Raw genomic sequence first — 18,621 nt, forward strand, 5'->3', positions numbered from 1 at the left:
AGACTTCGGTGGTGTAGTGGTCGGGTGCCTGATTCCGACACCGGAGCGCCACCCCGCGTGGTGCTCGTCACCGCGACCGCGCTCGCCGTGGCCCTGGCCGTCGCCGTCGCCGTCTTCGCGCTGACCCAGCGCTCCTCCTCGGACACCGCGGGACCGCTGCCCTTGGTCCCGGTGCCGGCGCCCTTCGCGGGTTCACCCGGCTGCACGACGCTGCTGGGCGCGGTGCCGACGGAACTGACGTCCAATGGAGCTTCTCTGAAGGTGCGCGCCTTGGCCGACCCGGCCCCGCCGGCGACGGTCGCGTGGGGCACGGACGACCCGCTGGTGCTGCGCTGCGGCCTGAACCGGCCCCCGGAGCTGACCCCGACGGCGGCGCTGCGGCTGGTGAACAAGGTGCAGTGGCTGCAGGTGCCGGGCGAAGGCGCGTCGACGTGGTACCTCGTGGACCGCGAGGTCTACGCGGCGCTCACGGTGCCGGACAGCGCCGGCACCGGGCCGTTGCAGCAGATCTCGGACACGGTGGCCGCGAAGCTCGCGCCGCAGCCGCTGCGGTTCTCCTAGCGCAGCCCCGTCCCGCGGGCGATCGCGGTGTCGACGAGGGTGCTCAGCAGCGTCGGGTAGTCCACGCCGGTGACCTCCCACATCTTCGGGTAGGCGGACTTCGTCGTGAAGCCGGGCATGGTGTTGACCTCGTTGATGGTCAGCTCGCCGTCTTCGCCGACGAAGAAGTCGACGCGGGCCAGGCCCTGGCAGTCGAGCGCCTTGAAGGCTTCCACGGCCATGGCGCGGAGCTTTTCGGTGAGGGCGTCGTCGAGCTTGGCCGGGATGTCCAGCTCGGCGTCGTCCCCGAGGTACTTGGTTTCGAAGTCGTACCAAGCGTTTTCGTCTTCGGACAGCACGCGGATCTCGGCGGGCAGCGACGCCTCGACGCGGCCGTCCGGGAATTCCAGCACGCCGCACTCGACCTCGCGGCCGACGACGGCGGCCTCCACGAGCACCTTGGGATCGGTGGCGCGGGCCAGCTCGATGGCGGCGTCGAGGTCGTCCCACGCGGTCACCCGGCTGATCCCGACCGACGACCCGGCGCGCGACGGCTTGACGAAGACGGGCAGGCCGAGCCTGCTCTTGGCCTGCTCGTCCAAAGTGGACTGGTCACGGCGGAGCGCGGTGTAGGTCCCGACCGGAAGCCCTTCGGCGGCAAGGAGTTTCTTCGCCGTCTCCTTGTCCATGGCGGCGGCGCTGGCGAGCACGCCGGGCCCGACGTACGGGATGCCGGCGAGTTCGAGGAGGCCCTGGATGGTGCCGTCCTCGCCGAAGGCGCCGTGCAGCACCGGGAAGACGACGTCCACTTGGGAAAGGAGCTCGCTTTCCCGCCCGGCCTCGACGGCGACGAGCCCCTGGCTGGAGGGGTCACCGGCGAGGACGAGGCCCTTGCCGTCGTCGACGGAGGGGAGTTCCCGGCCGCGGATGGCGAGCTGCGCGGAGTCGCCGGTGCCGAGCACCCACCGGCCTTCGCGGGTGATCCCGACCGGCACGGCCTCGAACCGCGCGGGGTCCAGGTGGCCCAGCACACTGCCCGCGGACAGGCAGGAAATGGTGTGCTCACTGCTGCGCCCACCGAACACGACGGCCACCCGGATCTTCTCGCTCATGGTGAGCCACCGTACCCGGTGACCTCGCGGAACAGCCCAGCCCCGTGCGACGGGCGGCGGCCGGTGAGCGGCGAACGCAACCGGCGAGGGGCGCGGCACGTCCGGTACGTCGAGGCACCGCTGGGCCCGCCGGCTCGCGGCTCCGGCTCGCGGCTCCGGCTCGCGGCTGCGCGCCGGCCACCAGTCGGTGCCGGCACGAGCCTCAGCGCAGCAAGGACACCAGCGTCGGCAGCGCGGCCGCCAGCGCGTCCCGCGAACACCCCGCGTACCCGATCGCCACGCCGTGCGCGGACGGCGTGCCCGCGAAGTGCCGCGCCAGCCCGTCCAGCCGGATCCCGCGCCGCTCGGCCGAAGCGATCACGCCGGCTTCCACCGCGGCCGAGGAGAACGGCACCACCAGGTGCGCGCCCGCGTCGTCGCCGCGGACCGGGATGTCCGCCGCCGCCAGCGCGCCCGCCAGCAACGTCCGCCGCTCGGCCATCTCCCGGCGCAGCTTCCGCAGGTGCCGCCCCAGATCACCGTTGCGGGCGAACTCGTACAGCACCCGCTGTCCCGCCGGCGACGGCCGCGTTCCGGTCAGGTCCCGGTACGCCAGCACCGCCGACGTGATCGCCTCCGGCGCCACCATCCACCCGGCGCCCAGCGTCGGCGTGAGGATCTTCGACGTCGTTCCCAGGTGCACCACGACGTCCGGGGCCAGCGCCGCCAGCATCGGCAGCGGGGCGACGTCGAAGCGCAGTTCGCCGTCGTAGTCGTCCTCGATGACCAGCATCCCGGCCGACCTGGCCAGCTCCACCAGCGACACCCGCCGCGCCGCGCTCAGCCGGCTGCCCATCGGGTACTGGTGCGCCGGCGAGCAGTACACCGCCCGCGCGCCCGGCGGGATCGCGTCCGGGCGCAGGCCCTCCTCGTCCACCGGCACTCCCACGACCCGCATGCCCGCGCGGCGGAACGCCTGCACCGCGCGCTGGTAGCCGGGTTCTTCGACGGCGACGACGTCCCCGCGTTCCAGCACCGCCGCGGCCAGCTCGACCACCGCCGCCGTCGTGCCGCCGGTCGCGAGCACCGAGCCCGCGGCGAGACCGCGGTGGCGCAGCAGGTGTTCCGACACCGCCGCGCGGTACTCGGGCAGGCCCGCGCGGTGGGCGCGGCTCAGCGGCTCGGGGTCGGCCGCGGCCCGCCAGGCGCGGCGCCAGGCCGCGCGGTCGAGGCCCTCCGCCCACGGCGTGCCGGGGCTCAGGTCGAGCAGCGAAGGCGTCACGGCCTCGGGCGCCGGGACGGCGGGCGCCGGCACCTGCGAAGCCGAAAACGACGGCGGCGTCGTCACGTACGTCCCGGACCCGTGCCGCCCGGCGATCCAGCCCTCGGCGTGCAGCTGCTCGTACGCCGCCGACGTCACGGTGCGGCTGACGCCGAGCCGTCCGGCCAGCGCCCGCGTCGACGGGAGCCGGTCGCCGCCGCGGAGGTGACCGGAAGCGGCGGCTTCGCGCAGCGCGTCGGCCAGCTGGACGGCCAGCGGCGTGACGGCGGCGCGGTCGAGGCTGACCGGGAGCGCGGTGTCGGCGTGGGACACGGGACCTCCTCGAGTGGACTTCCCAAGTGTACGAGAAGTGGACGTTTTCCGATGCCACTGCGCCGGGAGACGCTGATCGCATGCTTTCCCCCACCCCCCGCACCACGCTCGGCCGGAAGAAGCACCGCGCGGTGACCGACCGTTCGGCGCTGCACGCGGTCCTCGACGAAGGGCTCATCTGCCACCTCGGCGTCGTCCGCGACGGCGTCCCGCTGGTCCTCCCGACCGGCTACGGCCGCGACGGCGAAACGCTCTACCTGCACGGATCGACCGGCGCGGCCAGCCTCCGCACGGCGTCGCGGGACCTCGAGGTGTGCGTCACGGTGACGCTCCTGGACGGGATCGTGTACTCGCGCTCGGTGAACAACCACTCGATGAACTACCGCAGCGCGGTCATCCTCGGGCGGGCGAAGCCGGTCGAGGAGGCCGAGGCGAAGATGCACGGCCTGAAGGTGCTCACCGACCACCTGGCGCCGGGCTCGTGGGACCACGCGCGCGAGGTCAACGCGAAGGAGTTCGCCGCGGTGAGCGTGCTCGCGCTCGACCTCACCGAGGCGTCGGTGAAGATGCGCGCGGAGGGTCCGGGCGACGAGCCGGAGGACGTCGAGGCGGACGCGGCGTGGGCCGGGGTGCTGCCGGTGCGGACGGTGTTCGGGGCGCCGGAGCCGTCCGAGGACCTCTCCCCCGGCTGGGCGGTGCCGGAGCACGTCGCCGGCCGCTGAGCGGGTGTCGATCCGCGCGGGTGCCGTTCGTGTAGCGGGTGGCAGCTCCCCCGCAGCGGAAGGACACGGAAATGCGCGCGCTCGGCGTCACCATGAACGTCACCCTCGACGGCGTCGTCCAGGGCCCCGGAAGGCCCGGCGAGGACACCCGCGGCGGCTTCCGCCACGGCGGCTGGGGTACCCGCTACCAGGACCCGGTGCTGGCCGAAGAGATGGGCCGGGGCATGGACCGGGCCGGCGACCTGCTCTTCGGCCACCGCACCTGGGCGGACTTCACCGGGGTGTGGAGCGGGCGCGACGACGGCAATCCCTTCACCGCGCACCTGAACGCCGCCACCAAGTACGTCGCCTCGACCACCCTCGAGGACGCCGGGGCGTGGCGGAACTCGGTCCTGCTGCGCGGGGACGCCACGCGGACCGTCGCCGAGCTGAAGGCCGGGCCCGGCGCCGATCTCTCGGTCATCGGGAGCACGTCGCTGGTGCGCGCCCTGCACGCGGCCGGCCTGGTCGACCGCTACACGCTGCTGATCCACCCGCTCACGCTCGGCACCGGCGCGCACCTCTTCGACGCCGCCGCGCCGCTCACCGAGTTCACGCTCACCCGCAGCGTCACGACCACCAAGGGCGTGCTCATCGCCCACTACGAGCGCGCCCGGCGGTCGTGAGTGAGAAACAGTGTTCCCACCCGGTTCCTCACTCACGACCGGCGAGCGGCAGCCGGACCGTGAACACCGTCCGGCCCGGCTCAGAGGTGACCGCGACCGTGCCGCCGTGCGCCGTCACCAGGGACTGGACCACCGAAAGCCCCAGGCCGGTGCCGCCGTTGCCGCGGGTGCGGGAGTCGTCCACGCGGAAGAAGCGGTCGAAGATCCGCTCCTGGTCGGCCGGCGCGATCCCCGGCCCGGCGTCGGTGACCGCCACGACGGCCTCGCCGGGAGAAGAGCTCACCGAGACGTGCACCGGCGTCCCCGGCGGGGTGTGCACGGCGGCGTTGGCCAGCAGGTTGTCGAGCACCTGCCGCAGCCGCAGCGGGTCCGCGGAAACGAAAGCCGGTGCGAGCGAAGACGAAACCGGGTGGTCCGGCCGGCCGGCGGCGAACGCGTCCGCCGCGTCGCCGGCCAGCTCGGCCAGGTCGACGCGTTCGGGCCGCAACGGCGTCTCGGCCGCTCGCGCGTCGAGGCGGGCCAGCAGCAGGAGATCGTCGACGAGCACCGTCATCCGCGCGGTCTCCTCGCGGATCTTGGCCAGGTGCGCCTCCCGTTCCGCCGGCTCGTTCGCCGCCGCGTAGCGGAAGAGGTCGGCGTAACCGCGGATCGACGTCAGCGGCGTGCGCAGCTCGTGCGACGCGTCCGCGACGAACCGGCGCAGGCGCTCGTTCGCCTCGGTCTTCGCCGCCAGCGACGTGTCGATGTGCGCCAGCATCACGTTGAACGCCGTCCGCAGCTCGTCGACCTCCGCGCCGCCGCCGGTGCCCGACGCGCGCGCCGGCAGGGCCGGGCTCGCCGTGAGGTCGTGGGACGCGATGTCGTGCGCGGTCCCGGCCATGTCGGCCAGCGGGCGCAGGCCGCGGCGCAGCACCAGCCGTCCGACGACGACCAGGACGCCGAGGGCGAGCGAAAACGCGGCCACCTCGACCCAGATCAGCTGCTGCACGGTGCCGTCGAGGTCCTTCTGCGGGGCGGCCGAGAGCAGCACCGAGCCGTTGTCGACCGGGCAGGCGCGCACCCGGTACGGGCCGTCGTCGTACAGGAAGATGTTGCGCGTGACGTCGCCGTTCACCGCTTCGGCGGCGATCTTCGCCAGCTGCTTGGCGTTGCCCGGCAGCCGGCCGCCGGGCTCGGGGGTCGCGACGCCGTCGCGCACCTTGTACAGCGCCGAATACCAGGAGTACACCGACTGCGGCGAGCCGTGCGTCTCGCGCAGCAGCGGCAGCTGGGTGTTCTGGCTCTTCGACAGCTGCTCGTCGAGCCGCCGGTCGAGGTAGCCGTGCATGATCCCGACCATCGTGACGCCGACGGCCGCGAACACGACCAGCGCGAGCGCCCCGAGGCCGAGCGTGATCCGGGTGCCCAGCCGCGTGCGCTGCCAGGCCCCGTACCACTTCGCGAAGAACCGCTTCACCGGTTGGCCTGGCGCACGACGTACCCGACGCCGCGCACGGTGTGGATCAGCGGTTCGCCCCCGCCCGCGTCGACCTTGCGCCGCAGGTGCGAGATGACCAGTTCGACCACATTGGACCGGCCGCCGAAGTCGTACTCCCAGACATGGTCGAGGATCTGCGCCTTGGTGAGCACCGACGGCGACCGGCGCATGAGGTAGCGCAGCAGTTCGTACTCGGTCGGGGTCAGCTCGGCGGCGCGCTCGCCGCGGCGGACCTCGCGGCTGTCCTCGTCCAGCGTGAGGTCCCCGACCCGCAGCACCGCGCCGCGCGCGGCGGACTGCGCACCGCCGTGGCTGCGCCGCAGCACCGCCCGCAGCCGCGCCATCAGCTCCTCGACGGAAAACGGTTTCACGAGGTAGTCGTCACCCCCGCGGGTGAGCCCGGCGATCCGGTCGGCCGTCGCGTCCTTGGCCGTGAGGAACACCACGGGGACCGCGTTGCCGTTCTGGCGCAGGCGGTCGAGCACGGTGAAGCCGTCGAGGTCGGGCAGCATCAGGTCGAGCACGACGATGTCCGGGGCGAACGCCGCCGCCTCGGTCAGCGCGGCCTTGCCGGACCCCGCCGTGACCGCCTGCCAGCCCTCGTACCGGGCGACGGTGGCGACGAGGTCGGCGATGTGCGGCTCGTCGTCGACGACGAGCAGGCGCACGGTCTCGGAGGTCTGCACCTCCCCATCTTCTCCCGGCGCGCGCGGAGCGGGCGAGCCGTGGCGCGCGCCGACAGGAATCCGACAGGCCGCACCCAGCCTCGCCACAGGCTGCGTGGCGAGGCTGGCCCTCGTGAACCGAAACCGAAGGGGATCCGTGTGACCACCATGACGCAGACCGCCGAGGCCGCGCGCCCGGCGATCCGCCCCCGGATCGCCGCGAAATCCGGCCTCTTCACCTTCCTGGGCGCCAACGTGGCGGCCGTCACCGCGCTGTTCGCGCAGGCCGGCCTGTCGCAGAACGTGCTCATCAGCATCGGGCGGCTCGCCGGGATGTACGGCGCGCTGGCGATGGCCTTCCAGCTGCTGCTCGTGGCCCGGCTGCCCTGGCTGGACCGGCGGATCGGGATGGACCGGCTCACCACCTGGCACCGCTGGACCGGCTTCACGATCCTGTGGACCCTGCTCGCGCACCTGGTGTTCATCGCCTTCGGCTACGCGGAGGTGTCCGACAAGGGCGTCGTCGACGAGCTGGTCGAGATGGCGAACACCCTCGAAGGCATCCTGCGCGCGCTGGTCGCGTTCGCCGTGATCCTGATCGTGGGCGCGGCCTCGGCGAAGTTCGCGCGCAAGCGGCTGGCCTACGAGACGTGGCACTTCATCCACCTCTACACCTACGCCGCGGTGCTGCTGGCGTTCACCCACCAGATCGCGCTGGGCCAGTCGTTCGCCGGTTCCGAGCAGGCGAAGGCGTACTGGTGGACGCTCTGGCTGGGCGCGGGCGCCGCGGTGCTCGCCGGCCGCGTCGTGCTCCCGCTGTGGCGCAACGTGCGCCACCAGCTGCGGGTCACCGCGGTGGTTTCCGAGGCCCCGGACGTCGTTTCGGTGTACATGACCGGCAGGCACCTGGACAAGATGCCGGCGCGGGCGGGCCAGTTCTTCCTGTGGCGGTTCCTCACGAAGGACCGCTGGTGGCAGGCCAACCCCTTCTCGCTGTCCGCCGCGCCCGACGGCCGCACGCTGCGGCTGACCGCGAAGGCGCTCGGCGGTTCCAGTGCGTCGCTGCGGAACCTGCGCGTCGGGACGCGGGTGTTCGCCGAGGGCCCGTACGGCGCCTTCACGACCATCCACCAGCGGCGGCCCAACGCGCTGCTCGTCGCCGGCGGCGTCGGCATCACGCCGATCCGCGCGCTGCTGGAGGACATCGACGGGCACGTCGTCCTGCTGTACCGGGTCCGCAACCAGGCCGACGCGGTGCTGCTGCCGGAGCTGAACGGGCTGGCCAAGGCCCGGGGCGCCGACATCAGCGTCCTCACCGGACCGGACCAGGCGGTCGGCCCGCGCGGGGCGATGCTCGGGCCGGCGAACCTGCACATGATGGTGCCGGACGTGCACGACCGGGACGTGTTCGTCTGCGGCCCGCCGGGGATGACGGCGGCCGTGCTGCGCAGCCTGCGCGAGCTGAAGGTGCCGAAGACCCAGGTCCACGCCGAACGCTTCAGCCTCGCGGCCTAGGGGGATTTCTCCATGAAGAAGACCATTTTCGTCGTCGCGCTCTCGATCGCCGGGTTCATCTCGGTCTGGCGGTTCGAGCCGGGGCCGGTGCACAACACCGCCGCCGTCGCGCAGGCGCCGCCCAGCACGAGCGCCCCGGCCCCCTCGGCGGCGCCGTCGACCGCACCCTCCACTTCGGACAGTGCGAACGCGACGGTGACGACGCAGGGCTCGGCCGAGTCCAGCACCTACGGGACCGTGCAGGTGCAGGTGACGTTCACCGGTGCGCGGCTCACCGCGATCACGCTGCTGCAGGCGCCGAACGAAGGCCGCGCGCTCACCGCGTTGCCGCGGCTGCAGGACGAGGCGATGCAGGCGCAGAGCGCGCACATCGACACGATCACCGGGGCGACCGAGACGAGCGAGTCGTACAAGACGTCGCTGCAGGCCGCGATCGACGCGCGGGGGAACAGATGACCACCCGCGTCGAACAGGTGATGGGCCTGCCGATCTCGCTCGACCTGCGCGACGACGGGGATTTCGCCGAGGCCGTCGACGACGTCTTCGCCTGGTTCCACGACGTCGACGCCCGGTTCAGCCCGTTCAAGGCGGACAGCGAAGTCAGCCGGTACGACCGCGGCGAGCTCGCGGCCGCCGAGCTGAGCGACGACCTCCTGGAGGTCCTGGAACTCTGCGCGTACTACGAGCAGCTTTCCGGCGGTGCGTTCCGGGCGCGGCTGCCCGGGCGCGGCCTCGACCCGTGCGCGGTGGTGAAGGGCTGGGCGGTGCAGCGCGCCGCCGACATGCTGAAAGCCGAAGGCGCGACGACGTTCTGCCTCAACGCGGGCGGCGACGTCGTCACCGCGGGCGAGCCGGAGCCGGGCCGCCCGTGGCGCGTCGGCGTCCGCCACCCCGAGCAGCCGCTGGCGGTGTGCGCGGTGCTGGAATCGCGCAACGGCGCGATCGCGACGTCGGCGGCGTACGAACGCGGCTCCCACATCCTCGACGGCCGCTCGGGAACACCCGCGACGGGACTGATGAGCGTCACGGTCGTGGCGTCCGACCTGGTCACCGCGGACGCGCTGGCCACGGCGGCGTTCGCGATGGGCGAGGAGGGCATCACGTGGGCGGCCGACCGGCCGGACTGCGAGATCCTCATCGTCGACGACAGCCGCCGCGTCCACCGGACGGCGGGGCTCTCGCTGGCGTCGTAAATCGGTTCGCCCCGGCGCTCCGGCTGAGCCAGACTCGGCGGCACCCGTCTGCCGAGGAGTGCCATGCCTTCGTCCGTCCTGCACGTGTCAGTCGACTGCGCCGATCCGTACCGGCTCTGCCAGTTCTGGAGCGAGGTCACCGGGAAGCCGGTCCCCGAGGAGGACCAGCCCGGCGACGACGAGTGCGGCATCGCGCTCGAGGGCGGCATCGACCTGCTGTTCCTGCGGGTCCCCGAGCCGAAGACGGTGAAGAACCGGCTCCACGTCTGCCTGCAACCGGACGTCGCCCGCGACGACGAGGTCGAGCGCATCCTCGGCCTGGGCGCGACGCTGGTCGACGACCTCCGCAAGCCCGACGGCACCGGCTGGGCGGTGCTCGCCGACCCCGAAGGCAACGAGTTCTGCGTCCTGCGCAGCGCGGCCGAGCGCGCGGCGACGTCGTGACGGACTCGTTCGCCGTCAACAAGGCCAACTGGGACGAGCGCGCGCAGCTGCACGCGGCTTCGCCGGACTACAACTTCGCCGGCTTCGCCGCGGATCCCGCGCACCTGAGCGCCGTCGTGCGGTTCGACCGGCCGCGCCTCGGCGACATCGGCGGCCTGCGCACGGTGCACCTGCAGTGCCACATCGGCACGGACACGGTGTCGCTCGCACGGCTCGGCGCTTCCGTGACCGGCTTGGACTTCTCGGGCGCGGCGCTCGCGGAAGCACGGAAGCTGGCCGAGGCAGCGGGCGCGGCGATCGACTTCCACGAAGCCGACGTCCACGACGCCGTCGAAGTGCTGGGCGCCGGCGAGTTCGACCTGGTCTACACCGGGATCGGGGCGCTGTGCTGGCTGCCGTCGGCGGCACGCTGGGCGTCGGTGGTCGCCGGTCTGCTGCGCCCGGGCGGGCGGCTCTTCATCCGGGAGGGTCATCCGATGCTGGGGACGCTGGACGAGAACGACCCGGCGGCGCCGCGCTACCCGTACTTCGAGCACGCCGAGCCGCTGGTGTTCGACGAGCCCGGGACCTACGTCGCCACCGACCGGCCGCTCACCCACAGCGTCAGCCACTCGTGGAACCACTCGCTGGGCGAGATCATCACCGCGCTGCTGGACAACGGCCTGACGCTGACCGCGTTCACGGAGCACGACAGCGTCCCGTGGAACGCGATCCCCGGCCAGATGACGCACGACGAAGCCGCCGACGAGTGGCGGCTGAAGGACACGCCCTCGCGGCTCGCGGCGAGCTACACGCTCCAGGCGGTCAAGAACGGCTGAATAGGGTGACCGCATGACCTTGATCGCGGTCGCCACCCTCGGCGGAACCATCTCGATGGCCCCGGTCGCCGGCGCCGGTGCCGTTCCCCGGCTGGGCGCCGCCGAGCTGCTCGGCGGGCTCGGTGACCTGCCGGTGGACGTCCTCGCCGAAACCCTCGCGGGGATCGGCAGCGCGTCGATGGACTTCGCGACGCTGCTGCGCTGCCGCGACTGGGGCCTGCGGCAGGACGCCGACGGGTTCGTCGTCGTGCAGGGCACCGACACCCTCGAAGAGACCGCGTACTTCCTCGACCTGTGCTGGCCGTCGGAGATCCCCGTGGTCGTCACCGGCGCGATGCGCAACGCGGGCCTGCTCAGCCCGGACGGCCCGGCGAACCTGCGCAACGCGCTGACCGTGGCCGCCGATCCCCGCAGCCGCGGCCGGGGCGCGCTGGTGACGCTGAACGACGACGTCCACGCGGCGCGGTGGGTGCGGAAAGCGCATTCGAGCCGGCTCGACGCGTTCACGTCGGCGCCCGCGGGGCCGCTGGGGATGGTCGTGGAGCACGCGGTGCACTACTTCCACCCCTCGCCGCCGCGGCCCCCGGCGCTCACCGGCGAGGACTTCGGCGGGCTGGTCCCGGTGGTCGAAACGGGTCTCGACGACCCGGGCGAGGTCCTCGCGCACGCGGCCGCGCAGCCGGGCGTGCGCGGGATCGTGCTGGCGGCGACCGGCGCGGGCCACGTCTCGGCCGGCACGGCCGACGTCGTCGCGCGGCTGGTGGATTCCTTGCCCGTGGTGGTCGCTTCGCGGACCGGCGCGGGACCGACGTTGCGTTCGACGTACGGCTTCCACGGCTCGGAGTCGAGCCTGATCGCGATGGGCGCCACGATGGCGGGCTGGCTGGACGCGCGCAAGGCCCGGATCCTGCTGCGCACGCTGCTGGCGGCCGGCGCGGACCGGGACGCGATCGAGCGCGGGTTTCGCCTGCGCGGCGACCTGGACTGAGTGCTTCAGTCCAGGACCGGGCCGCCCAGCGGGTCGAGGTGGTAGGAGCGCATCTCGCGCTCGGCGTCGCGGTAGACGTGGACCGACACCGCCGGGTCCGGGCCGTCGTTGCGCACCTCGTGCACGTACCCCGGGCCGAACACCCGCGACTGCCCCACCGCGAGGGAGTGCAGTTCGGTGATCGCGCGGCCGCCCGGGGCACGGCGCGCCACGGCCTCCGTCAGGTGCCCGCTGACCACGGTGAACGCGCCGCTGGCGAACGCGTGGTCGTGCAGGTCGGTGTGCTGGCCGGGCAGCCAGCCCATCAGCCAGATCTCCTGCCGCTCGTCCTTCTCGACGAGCGCCGCGAAGCGCTGCTCGGGGTCGTAGCGCAGCAGGTGCTTCCAGCGGTCGCGGTCGGCCGCGACCTCGAGCGCGACGCGCACCGGGTGGCGCAGCGCGGGGTTTTCGGGACGCAGCAGGGTGTTGTCCGGAACGGCGAACATGGGGGTCCTCACGGGAGTGTCGGGCTGGGCCGGGGCTGGGTTCACCGACAACAGCGACACGCGCGCACGACGGCGCGGCGACCCGTGGGGCCCCGCAGCTCGGTCATCTCGTGCGCGAACATGCGACCAGAGTCGCAGCCGCTCCCCGCCCGGTCAAGACGTCCCACCTGCCGGGAGATCAGGACCACTCGTGCTTTTGCGACCGCCCGAGCAGCTCCGCGCCCGCCCGCCGCGGGTCGACGCCTTCGTGGCAGACGCGGTGCATCGCGTCGGTGATCGGCATGTCGACCCCGACGCTCCGCGCGAGCGCCCGGATCGACGAGCACGACATGACGCCCTCGGCGACCTGCCCGCCGCCCGCCGCCTGCGCCTGTTCGAGCGTCTCGCCGCGGCCGAGGCGCTCGCCGAACGTCCGGTTGCGCGAAAGCGGCGACGAGCAGGTCGCGACCAGGTCGCCGACCCCGGCGAGCCCGGCGAACGTCAGCGGGTCGGCGCCCAGCTTCGCGCCGAGCCGGGCCATCTCGGCCAGGCCGCGGGTGATGAGCGTCGCCATCGTGTTGGTGCCGAGCCCGAGGCCGGCGGCCATGCCGGTGCTGAGCGCGATGACGTTCTTGCAGGCGCCGCCGAGCTCGCAGCCGACGACGTCGGTGTTGGTGTAGGGCCGGAAGTAGGAGTTGGCGCAGGCGCGCTGGATCGCGACGGCGCGCTCGTGGTCGGCGCACGCCAGCACGGAGGCGGACGGCTGCCCGGCGGCGATCTCCTTGGCCAGGTTCGGCCCGGTGACGACGACGACGTCGCCGGCGTCGATCCCGACGATCTCGCCGATCACCTCGCTCATCCGCTTGAGCGTGCCGAGCTCGACGCCCTTGGCGAGGCTGACGAGGATCGCCTCCGGCGGCAGCAGACCGCGCCACGACGTCAGGTTGGCGCGCAAGCTCTGGCTGGGCACGGCGAGCACGACGGCTTCGGCGCCTTCGAGCGCCTTCGCCGCGTCGCTGGTCGCGGTGATGTTCTCCGGCAGGGCGACGCCGGGCAGGTACGCGCTGTTGGCGTGCCGCTCGCGGATGTCTTCGGCGACCTCGTCGCGGCGCGCCCAGAGCGTGACGTCGCGCCCGGCGTCCCCGAGGACCTTCGCGAACGCGGTGCCCCACGACCCGGCCCCGAGCACGGTGACCCGCTGCACGTCGGCGCGCATCAGGCCGGCTCCCCCGGCTTCTCCGACGGCGGTTCCTCGTCGCGGATCTCGCCGAGCAGCCGGGTCACCTCGTCCATCATGACCTTGGTGACCTCACGCAGCTTCGACGCGCTGCGGACGCTGCCTTCGCGGTAGGCCGACAGGTCGAGCGGCTCGCCGACGCGGTGGGTGATGGTCTTGCGCGGGAACGGCTTGAACTTCTTGGTGTAGCCGTTGAAGAGCTGGCTGGTGCCCCAGCGGGCGATGGGGATCACGGGAACGTCGTTCTGGATCGCGAGCCGCGCGGCGCCGGTGAAGGACTCCTTCGGCCAGCCGGCCGGATCCTTGGTGATGGTGCCCTCGGGGTAGATGACGACGATCTTGCCCGCCTGCAGCGCCTCGTGCGCGGCCTTGAGGCTGTCCCCGGCGGCGGCCGACCCGCGCGAGACGGGGATCTGGCCCGAGCCGACGAAGATCTTCCCGAAGATCGGCGTCCGGGTCAGGCTTTCCTTGCCGAGGAACCGCGGCACCCGCTTCGCCCGGTGCACGAAGACGGCGTCGACGACGGGGTCGAGGTGCGAGATGTGGTTCAGCACGAGCAGCGCGGGCCCCTGCCGCGGCACCTTCTCGTCCCCGACGTAGACCCGCCGCGCGATCCCGGTGACCGGGTAGAACAGTACGGCGGCGAGCCCCACCCAGAAGCCACCCTTTTCACGCCGGGCCACGATCTCCTCCTCAACCTACGAAGTCCGGGGTTGATCCTGCCGCGCCGGGGTCGGGGCAGTCCAGGGAGGGTGCGTTCGGGTGCCGCCGAGGTGTTCGGAGGCGGCCGGGCGCCCTGGTGGAGGCCCGGTTGCGCGGCCGGCGCCGGCCACGAACACCGGCCCGGCCCCGCCCCCGCACGGCATGAACGACCCGTTCACCTCGTCCGACGTCAGGGTCCCGGCAAAGTCGGATCGGTGCGGCCGGCCCGGCGGCCGCACCGTCAGGAAAGACCCTTTCACCTCGCCAGAGGCGGTGAAAGGGTCTTTCCTGACGTCCGGTCCCGGGAAACATGGTCGGGTGCCCGGCCCGTCCGGCGACTTTGCCGGAGCCCGGTCGTCCGACGCCATGAACGACCCGTTCACGACCTCCACCCCGAGGTTGTCCACAAGTGCTCTCACCTGTGGACAACCCAGCCCGCGGCCCGGCACGGGCCCGGCCTTTCCGGTAAAGATGGACACGTGGACGTTGACCTGGTCGTGCCGATGAAACACCCCCGCGACGGCAAGTCGCGGCTGCGTGGCGCGGTCGAACCGGACCACCACCCGGCACTGGTACTCGCGCTGGCCGCCGACACGCTCGCCGCCGTCGTCTCGGCCGGGCAGGTGCGGCGCGTCCTGCTCGTCGCGGCCGACCCGCGAGCCGTCGCCGAACTCGCCGAGCTCGGCGTCGAAATCATCCCCGAACCACCGCAAGGAGGTCTCAACGAAGCTTTCCGCCACGGCGAAGCACGGCTGCGCGCGGACGACCCGGCGGCCGTCGTCGGCGCCCTCCAAGCCGACCTCCCGGCCCTGCGGGCAGGCGACCTGACGGCGGCGATCGCGGAATCGGCGAACCGGCGCGCCTTCGTGGCCGATCGCCAGGGCACCGGCACCACGCTCCTGCTCTCCGCCCCCGGCGCACCCCTCGACCCGCGTTTCGGGGTGGGCTCGGCCGAAGCGCACCGCCGCTCCGGAGCCGTCGCGCTGCAGGCGGCGCTCGCCACCCTCCGCAGCGACGTCGACACCCCGGACGATCTCGCCCACGTACGCGCGCTGGGTGTCGGAAAACACACGGCGGAAGCCTGTGCGGTACCGCGCTGAGCTGTTCACCTGACCTTCACCGCGCCCTGCGCAATTCCGCGTGGCTTGGTGAAGAATGGGGTCCGTGAGCACAGACGACGGCGGCACGCCCGCACCGCGGAGGCGACGGAACCCGGCCAGCGGATCTTCGGAGACCGCGAAGAAGAGCACCACCGGCCGGGCGAGCACAGCCAAGAAGGTCCCGTCGAAAGCCACCGCACGCGACACCGCCGCCCGGGCCACCGCCGGGAAGCCCCGAGCGCGCAAGGCCACCCCGGCGACCACCCGCCGCCGCAGCTCCGCGCACGGCAACGGGCGCAACGCCGAGGAGTTCCGCGCGGTGCCGTCGGCGCCGCCCGCGGTCACCACCGCGCCCGCCGCCGTCGAGACGCTGCCGGACGACCGGTACTTCAACCGCGAGCTGTCGTGGCAGGACTTCAACGCGCGCGTGCTCGCGCTGGCCGAGGACGAGTCGCAGCCGCTGCTGGAGCGGACGAAGTTCCTCGCCATCTTCGCGTCCAATCTGGACGAGTTCTACATGGTCCGCGTCGCCGGCCTGAAGCGCCGCGACGAGACCGGCCTGCTGGTGCGCAGCGCGGACGGGCTCACCCCGCGCGAGCAGCTGGGCTACATCGCCAAGCGCAACCAGGACCTGGTCGAGCGCCAGACCGGCGCGTTCGAGAAGCACCTGCGCCCGCAGCTGGCCGAGCACGACATCCACATCGTCGGCTGGGCCGACCTGTCCGGCGCCGACCAGCTGCGGCTGTCGAGCTACTTCTCCGAGCAGATCTTCCCGGTGCTGACGCCGCTGGCCGTCGACCCCGCGCACCCGTTCCCGTACATCTCGGGCCTCTCGCTCAACCTCGCGGTGACGGTCCGCGACCCGGAGGGCGGCACCGAGCGGTTCGCCAGGGTGAAGGTGCCGAGCAACGTGCCGCGGCTGATGCGCGTCGAGACCGACCGCGCCAGCCGCACCGCGACCTTCCTGCCGCTCGAAGAGCTGATCGCCGCGCACCTCGGCGAGCTGTTCACCGGCATGGACGTCACCGAGCACCACGTCTTCCGCGTCACCCGCAACGCCGACTTCGAGGTCGACGAGGACCGCGACGAGGACCTCCTGCAGGCCCTCGAGCGCGAGCTGGCGCAGCGCCGGTTCGGCCCGCCGGTGCGCCTCGAGGTCGCGCAGGACATGAGCGAGCACATGCTCGAGCTGCTGCTGCGCGAGCTGGACGTCGACCCGGCCGACGTCGTCGAGGTGCCCGGCCTGCTGGACCTGACCTGCCTGCACCAGCTGTCCGGGGTGGACCGCAAGGAACTCAAGGACCGGCCGTTCGTCCCGGCGACGCACCCGGCGTTCGGCGAGCGCGAGACGCCGAAGAGCGTTTTCGCCACGCTGCGCGAGGGCGATGTGCTGGTGCACCACCCGTACGACTCGTTCTCCACCAGCGTCCAGCGGTTCATCGAGCAGGCGGCGGCCGACTCGAAGGTCCTCGCGATCAAGCAGACGCTGTACCGGACCTCGGGCGACTCCCCCATCGTCGACGCGCTGATCGACGCCGCGGAGGCGGGCAAGCAGGTCGTCGCGCTGGTCGAGATCAAGGCGCGGTTCGACGAGCAGGCCAACATCACCTGGGCGCGGACGCTGGAACGCGCGGGCGTGCACGTCGTCTACGGCCTGGTCGGGCTGAAGACGCACTGCAAGGTGTCGATGATCGTGCGCCAGGAGGGCTCGACCATCCGCCGCTACTGCCACATCGGCACCGGCAACTACAACCCGAAGACCGCGCGGCTCTACGAGGACATCGGCCTGTTCACCGCCGACCCGAGCATCGGCGCGGACGTCACCGACCTGTTCAACGTGCTCACCGGCTACTCCCGCCAGGACACCTACCGGACGATCCTCACGTCGCCGCACGGCATCCGGCGTGGCATCGTCCGCGCGATCGGCGAGGAGATCGAGCTGGCGCGGGCCGGGCAGCAGGCCGGGATCCGGATCAAGTGCAACTCGCTGGTCGACGAGCAGGTCATCGACGCGCTCTACCACGCGTCGCAGGCCGGGGTGCCGGTCGAGATCGTGGTGCGCGGCATCTGCACGCTGAAGCCGGGTGTCGAAGGGCTGTCGGAGAACATCCACGTCCGGTCGATCCTGGGCCGGTTCCTGGAGCACTCGCGGGTCTTCCACTTCCGCGCGGGCGGCACGCACTGGATCGGCAGCGCCGACATGATGCACCGGAACCTGGACCGGCGGATCGAAGCGCTGGTGCGGGTGAAGGACCCGAAGCTGACCCGGCAGCTCGACGACATCTTCGACTCGGCGCTCGACCCGGCGACGCGCTGCTGGGTGCTGACCGAAAGCGGCGAGTGGGCACCGTTCCCGGCCGACGGCTCGCGGGTGCGCGACCACCAGCTGGAGCTGGCGAAGCTGCACGGGGCCGCCGGATGACCCACGAGGTACGGGCGGCCGGCGCGGTGCTGTGGCGCGTCGCCGGCGGGGTGACCGAGGTCGCCCTGGTCCACCGCCCGCGGTACGACGACTGGTCGATGCCGAAGGGGAAGCTCGACGCGGGCGAGACGAGCGCCGAAGCCGCCGTCCGCGAAGTGCGTGAGGAGACCGGGTTCGCCGCGGTCCTGGGCCGCTACGTGGCGCAGACGACGTACGCGGTGCCGTCGCGCGGCGGCTCCGGAACGGTGCCGAAGACGGTCGACTACTTCGCCGCGGAAGCGGTTTCCGGCGAGTTCGCCGAAAACGACGAGGTCGACGAACTGCGCTGGCTGGCGCCGACGGCGGCGGAGAAGCTGCTGACGCGGCCGGGCGACGTGCGCGTGCTGCGGGCGTTCTGCGAGCTGCCCGTGGGCCTGTCGAAGGTGCTGCTGGTGCGGCACGCGAAGGCGGGCAAGCGCGATGAGTGGACCGGCGACGACGACCTGCGGCCGCTCTCGGAAGCGGGCCTGCGGCAGGCGGCCGCGGTGCGGCGCGTGGTCGCGCTGTTCGGGCCGGACCGGGTGCTGTCGGCGCCGCGGCTGCGGTGCGTGCAGACGGTGCACGGCATCGCGGACGACCTCGGCACCGAAGTCCGCCACGAACCGCTGTTCTCGGAAGAGGGCTACTGGCCGGACCCGGTCCTCGGCGTGGCGCGGCTGCTGGCCGTGGCCGGCGACGGCGGGACACCGGTGGTGTCCAGCCAGGGCGGCGTGATCCCGGACCTGGTGAGCGCACTGGCCGACCGCGACGGCGTCGAGCTTTCCGCCGCGCGCGGCGGGGTCGTGCCCAGCAAGAAGGGCTCGTTCTGGGTCCTGTCGTTCCGCCCGCCGACGGCCGAGGAAGGCCCGCTGCTGCTGGCGGCGGACTACTACCCGAGCGCCCTCCCGGCCCCCGCGCCCACCCGCTCCTGAGTACTCCCCGCCACGAGACAGCGTCCTGACAGTA

General features: G+C 72.8%; 19 protein-coding genes. 12 read left to right on the plus strand and 7 right to left on the minus strand.

Annotation, left to right across the window (positions count from 1 at the left end; all coding sequences use genetic code 11):
• The first annotated feature begins 24 nt into the window (after positions 1-24).
• The gene (locus AB0B33_RS21220) at positions 25-561 is read left to right on the plus strand and encodes a DUF3515 domain-containing protein (protein ID WP_360774298.1); all 537 of its coding nucleotides are present in this window, start codon (positions 25-27) and stop codon (positions 559-561) included.
• Here AB0B33_RS21220 and AB0B33_RS21225 read toward each other — a convergent pair.
• Together AB0B33_RS21225 and AB0B33_RS21230 are read right to left on the minus strand one after the other, a co-directional pair.
• The gene (locus AB0B33_RS21225) at positions 558-1,652 is read right to left on the minus strand and encodes a D-alanine--D-alanine ligase family protein (RefSeq protein WP_247013369.1); all 1,095 of its coding nucleotides are present in this window, start codon (positions 1,650-1,652) and stop codon (positions 558-560) included. The two genes, AB0B33_RS21220 and AB0B33_RS21225, sit on opposite strands and share 4 nt — an antisense overlap.
• Positions 1,653-1,854: 202 nt before the next feature.
• Positions 1,855-3,225 (minus strand): PLP-dependent aminotransferase family protein, encoded by a 1,371-nt coding sequence (locus AB0B33_RS21230; protein ID WP_360774301.1) that lies wholly within the window; start codon positions 3,223-3,225, stop codon positions 1,855-1,857.
• 80 nt (positions 3,226-3,305) lie between these two features.
• On the opposite strand from AB0B33_RS21230, the gene AB0B33_RS21235 reads away from it, so the two are divergent.
• Positions 3,306-3,947 carry a pyridoxamine 5'-phosphate oxidase family protein gene (locus tag AB0B33_RS21235; RefSeq protein ID WP_360774304.1) on the plus strand — a complete coding sequence of 214 codons (642 nt, stop codon included), beginning with the start codon at positions 3,306-3,308 and terminating at the stop codon, positions 3,945-3,947.
• 71 nt (positions 3,948-4,018) lie between these two features.
• Positions 4,019-4,612, plus strand: a complete 594-nt coding sequence (locus AB0B33_RS21240; protein WP_360774307.1) for a dihydrofolate reductase family protein — start codon at positions 4,019-4,021, stop codon at positions 4,610-4,612.
• A gap of 28 nt (positions 4,613-4,640) precedes the next feature.
• Here the strand turns inward: AB0B33_RS21240 and AB0B33_RS21245 are convergent, their stop codons facing one another.
• Both AB0B33_RS21245 and AB0B33_RS21250 read right to left on the minus strand, forming a co-directional pair.
• The gene (locus AB0B33_RS21245) at positions 4,641-6,068 is read right to left on the minus strand and encodes a HAMP domain-containing sensor histidine kinase (protein WP_360774310.1); all 1,428 of its coding nucleotides are present in this window, start codon (positions 6,066-6,068) and stop codon (positions 4,641-4,643) included.
• The gene (locus tag AB0B33_RS21250; RefSeq protein WP_360774313.1) at positions 6,065-6,775 is read right to left on the minus strand and encodes a response regulator transcription factor; all 711 of its coding nucleotides are present in this window, start codon (positions 6,773-6,775) and stop codon (positions 6,065-6,067) included. The genes AB0B33_RS21245 and AB0B33_RS21250 overlap by 4 nt, the downstream gene beginning before the upstream one ends.
• 147 nt (positions 6,776-6,922) lie before the next feature.
• Here AB0B33_RS21250 and AB0B33_RS21255 point away from each other — a divergent pair, with 147 nt between their 5' ends.
• From AB0B33_RS21255 to AB0B33_RS21280, 6 genes are all read left to right on the plus strand, one after another.
• On the plus strand, positions 6,923-8,269 hold the full coding sequence (locus AB0B33_RS21255) for a ferredoxin reductase family protein (RefSeq protein ID WP_360774824.1): 1,347 nt from the start codon (positions 6,923-6,925) through the stop codon (positions 8,267-8,269).
• Between the two features lie 12 nt (positions 8,270-8,281).
• Positions 8,282-8,725, plus strand: coding sequence for an FMN-binding protein (locus AB0B33_RS21260; RefSeq protein ID WP_360774316.1), 444 nt, complete (start codon positions 8,282-8,284; stop codon positions 8,723-8,725).
• Positions 8,722-9,462 (plus strand): FAD:protein FMN transferase, encoded by a 741-nt coding sequence (locus AB0B33_RS21265; RefSeq protein ID WP_360774319.1) that lies wholly within the window; start codon positions 8,722-8,724, stop codon positions 9,460-9,462. Before AB0B33_RS21260 ends, AB0B33_RS21265 begins: the two co-directional genes overlap by 4 nt.
• Positions 9,463-9,525: 63 nt before the next feature.
• Positions 9,526-9,906 (plus strand): VOC family protein, encoded by a 381-nt coding sequence (locus tag AB0B33_RS21270; RefSeq protein WP_247013386.1) that lies wholly within the window; start codon positions 9,526-9,528, stop codon positions 9,904-9,906.
• Complete coding sequence (locus tag AB0B33_RS21275; RefSeq protein ID WP_360774323.1) at positions 9,903-10,724, plus strand: class I SAM-dependent methyltransferase; 822 nt, start codon at positions 9,903-9,905, stop codon at positions 10,722-10,724. Before AB0B33_RS21270 ends, AB0B33_RS21275 begins: the two co-directional genes overlap by 4 nt.
• 13 nt (positions 10,725-10,737) lie before the next feature.
• Positions 10,738-11,712: an asparaginase gene (locus AB0B33_RS21280; protein ID WP_360774326.1), complete on the plus strand. Its 975-nt coding sequence runs from the start codon at positions 10,738-10,740 to the stop codon at positions 11,710-11,712.
• Between the two features lie 5 nt (positions 11,713-11,717).
• On the opposite strand, the gene AB0B33_RS21285 is transcribed toward AB0B33_RS21280, so the two are convergent.
• The 3 genes from AB0B33_RS21285 to AB0B33_RS21295 form a co-directional block, all read right to left on the minus strand.
• Positions 11,718-12,197: a cysteine dioxygenase family protein gene (locus tag AB0B33_RS21285; protein ID WP_360774329.1), complete on the minus strand. Its 480-nt coding sequence runs from the start codon at positions 12,195-12,197 to the stop codon at positions 11,718-11,720.
• A gap of 178 nt (positions 12,198-12,375) precedes the next feature.
• The gene (locus tag AB0B33_RS21290) at positions 12,376-13,392 is read right to left on the minus strand and encodes an NAD(P)H-dependent glycerol-3-phosphate dehydrogenase (protein ID WP_247013394.1); all 1,017 of its coding nucleotides are present in this window, start codon (positions 13,390-13,392) and stop codon (positions 12,376-12,378) included.
• Positions 13,392-14,096, minus strand: a complete 705-nt coding sequence (locus tag AB0B33_RS21295) for a lysophospholipid acyltransferase family protein (protein ID WP_360774332.1) — start codon at positions 14,094-14,096, stop codon at positions 13,392-13,394. The genes AB0B33_RS21290 and AB0B33_RS21295 overlap by 1 nt, the downstream gene beginning before the upstream one ends.
• Before the next feature lie 498 nt (positions 14,097-14,594).
• Between AB0B33_RS21295 and cofC the strand changes: the two genes are divergently transcribed.
• The 3 genes from cofC to AB0B33_RS21310 are packed head-to-tail and all read left to right on the plus strand — an operon-like array spanning position 14,595 to position 18,587.
• Entirely contained in the window at positions 14,595-15,215 is a 621-nt protein-coding gene (gene cofC, locus AB0B33_RS21300) for a 2-phospho-L-lactate guanylyltransferase (protein WP_360774334.1), read from the plus strand.
• 55 nt (positions 15,216-15,270) lie between these two features.
• Positions 15,271-17,637 (plus strand): RNA degradosome polyphosphate kinase, encoded by a 2,367-nt coding sequence (locus AB0B33_RS21305; protein ID WP_247013402.1) that lies wholly within the window; start codon positions 15,271-15,273, stop codon positions 17,635-17,637.
• Positions 17,634-18,587: an NUDIX hydrolase gene (locus tag AB0B33_RS21310; protein ID WP_247013404.1), complete on the plus strand. Its 954-nt coding sequence runs from the start codon at positions 17,634-17,636 to the stop codon at positions 18,585-18,587. Before AB0B33_RS21305 ends, AB0B33_RS21310 begins: the two co-directional genes overlap by 4 nt.
• Positions 18,588-18,621 lie beyond the last annotated feature (34 nt).

It is taken from the genome of Amycolatopsis sp. NPDC049159, assembly GCF_040648295.1.
GTDB classification, from domain to species: Bacteria; Actinomycetota; Actinomycetes; order Mycobacteriales; family Pseudonocardiaceae; genus Amycolatopsis; species Amycolatopsis pretoriensis_A.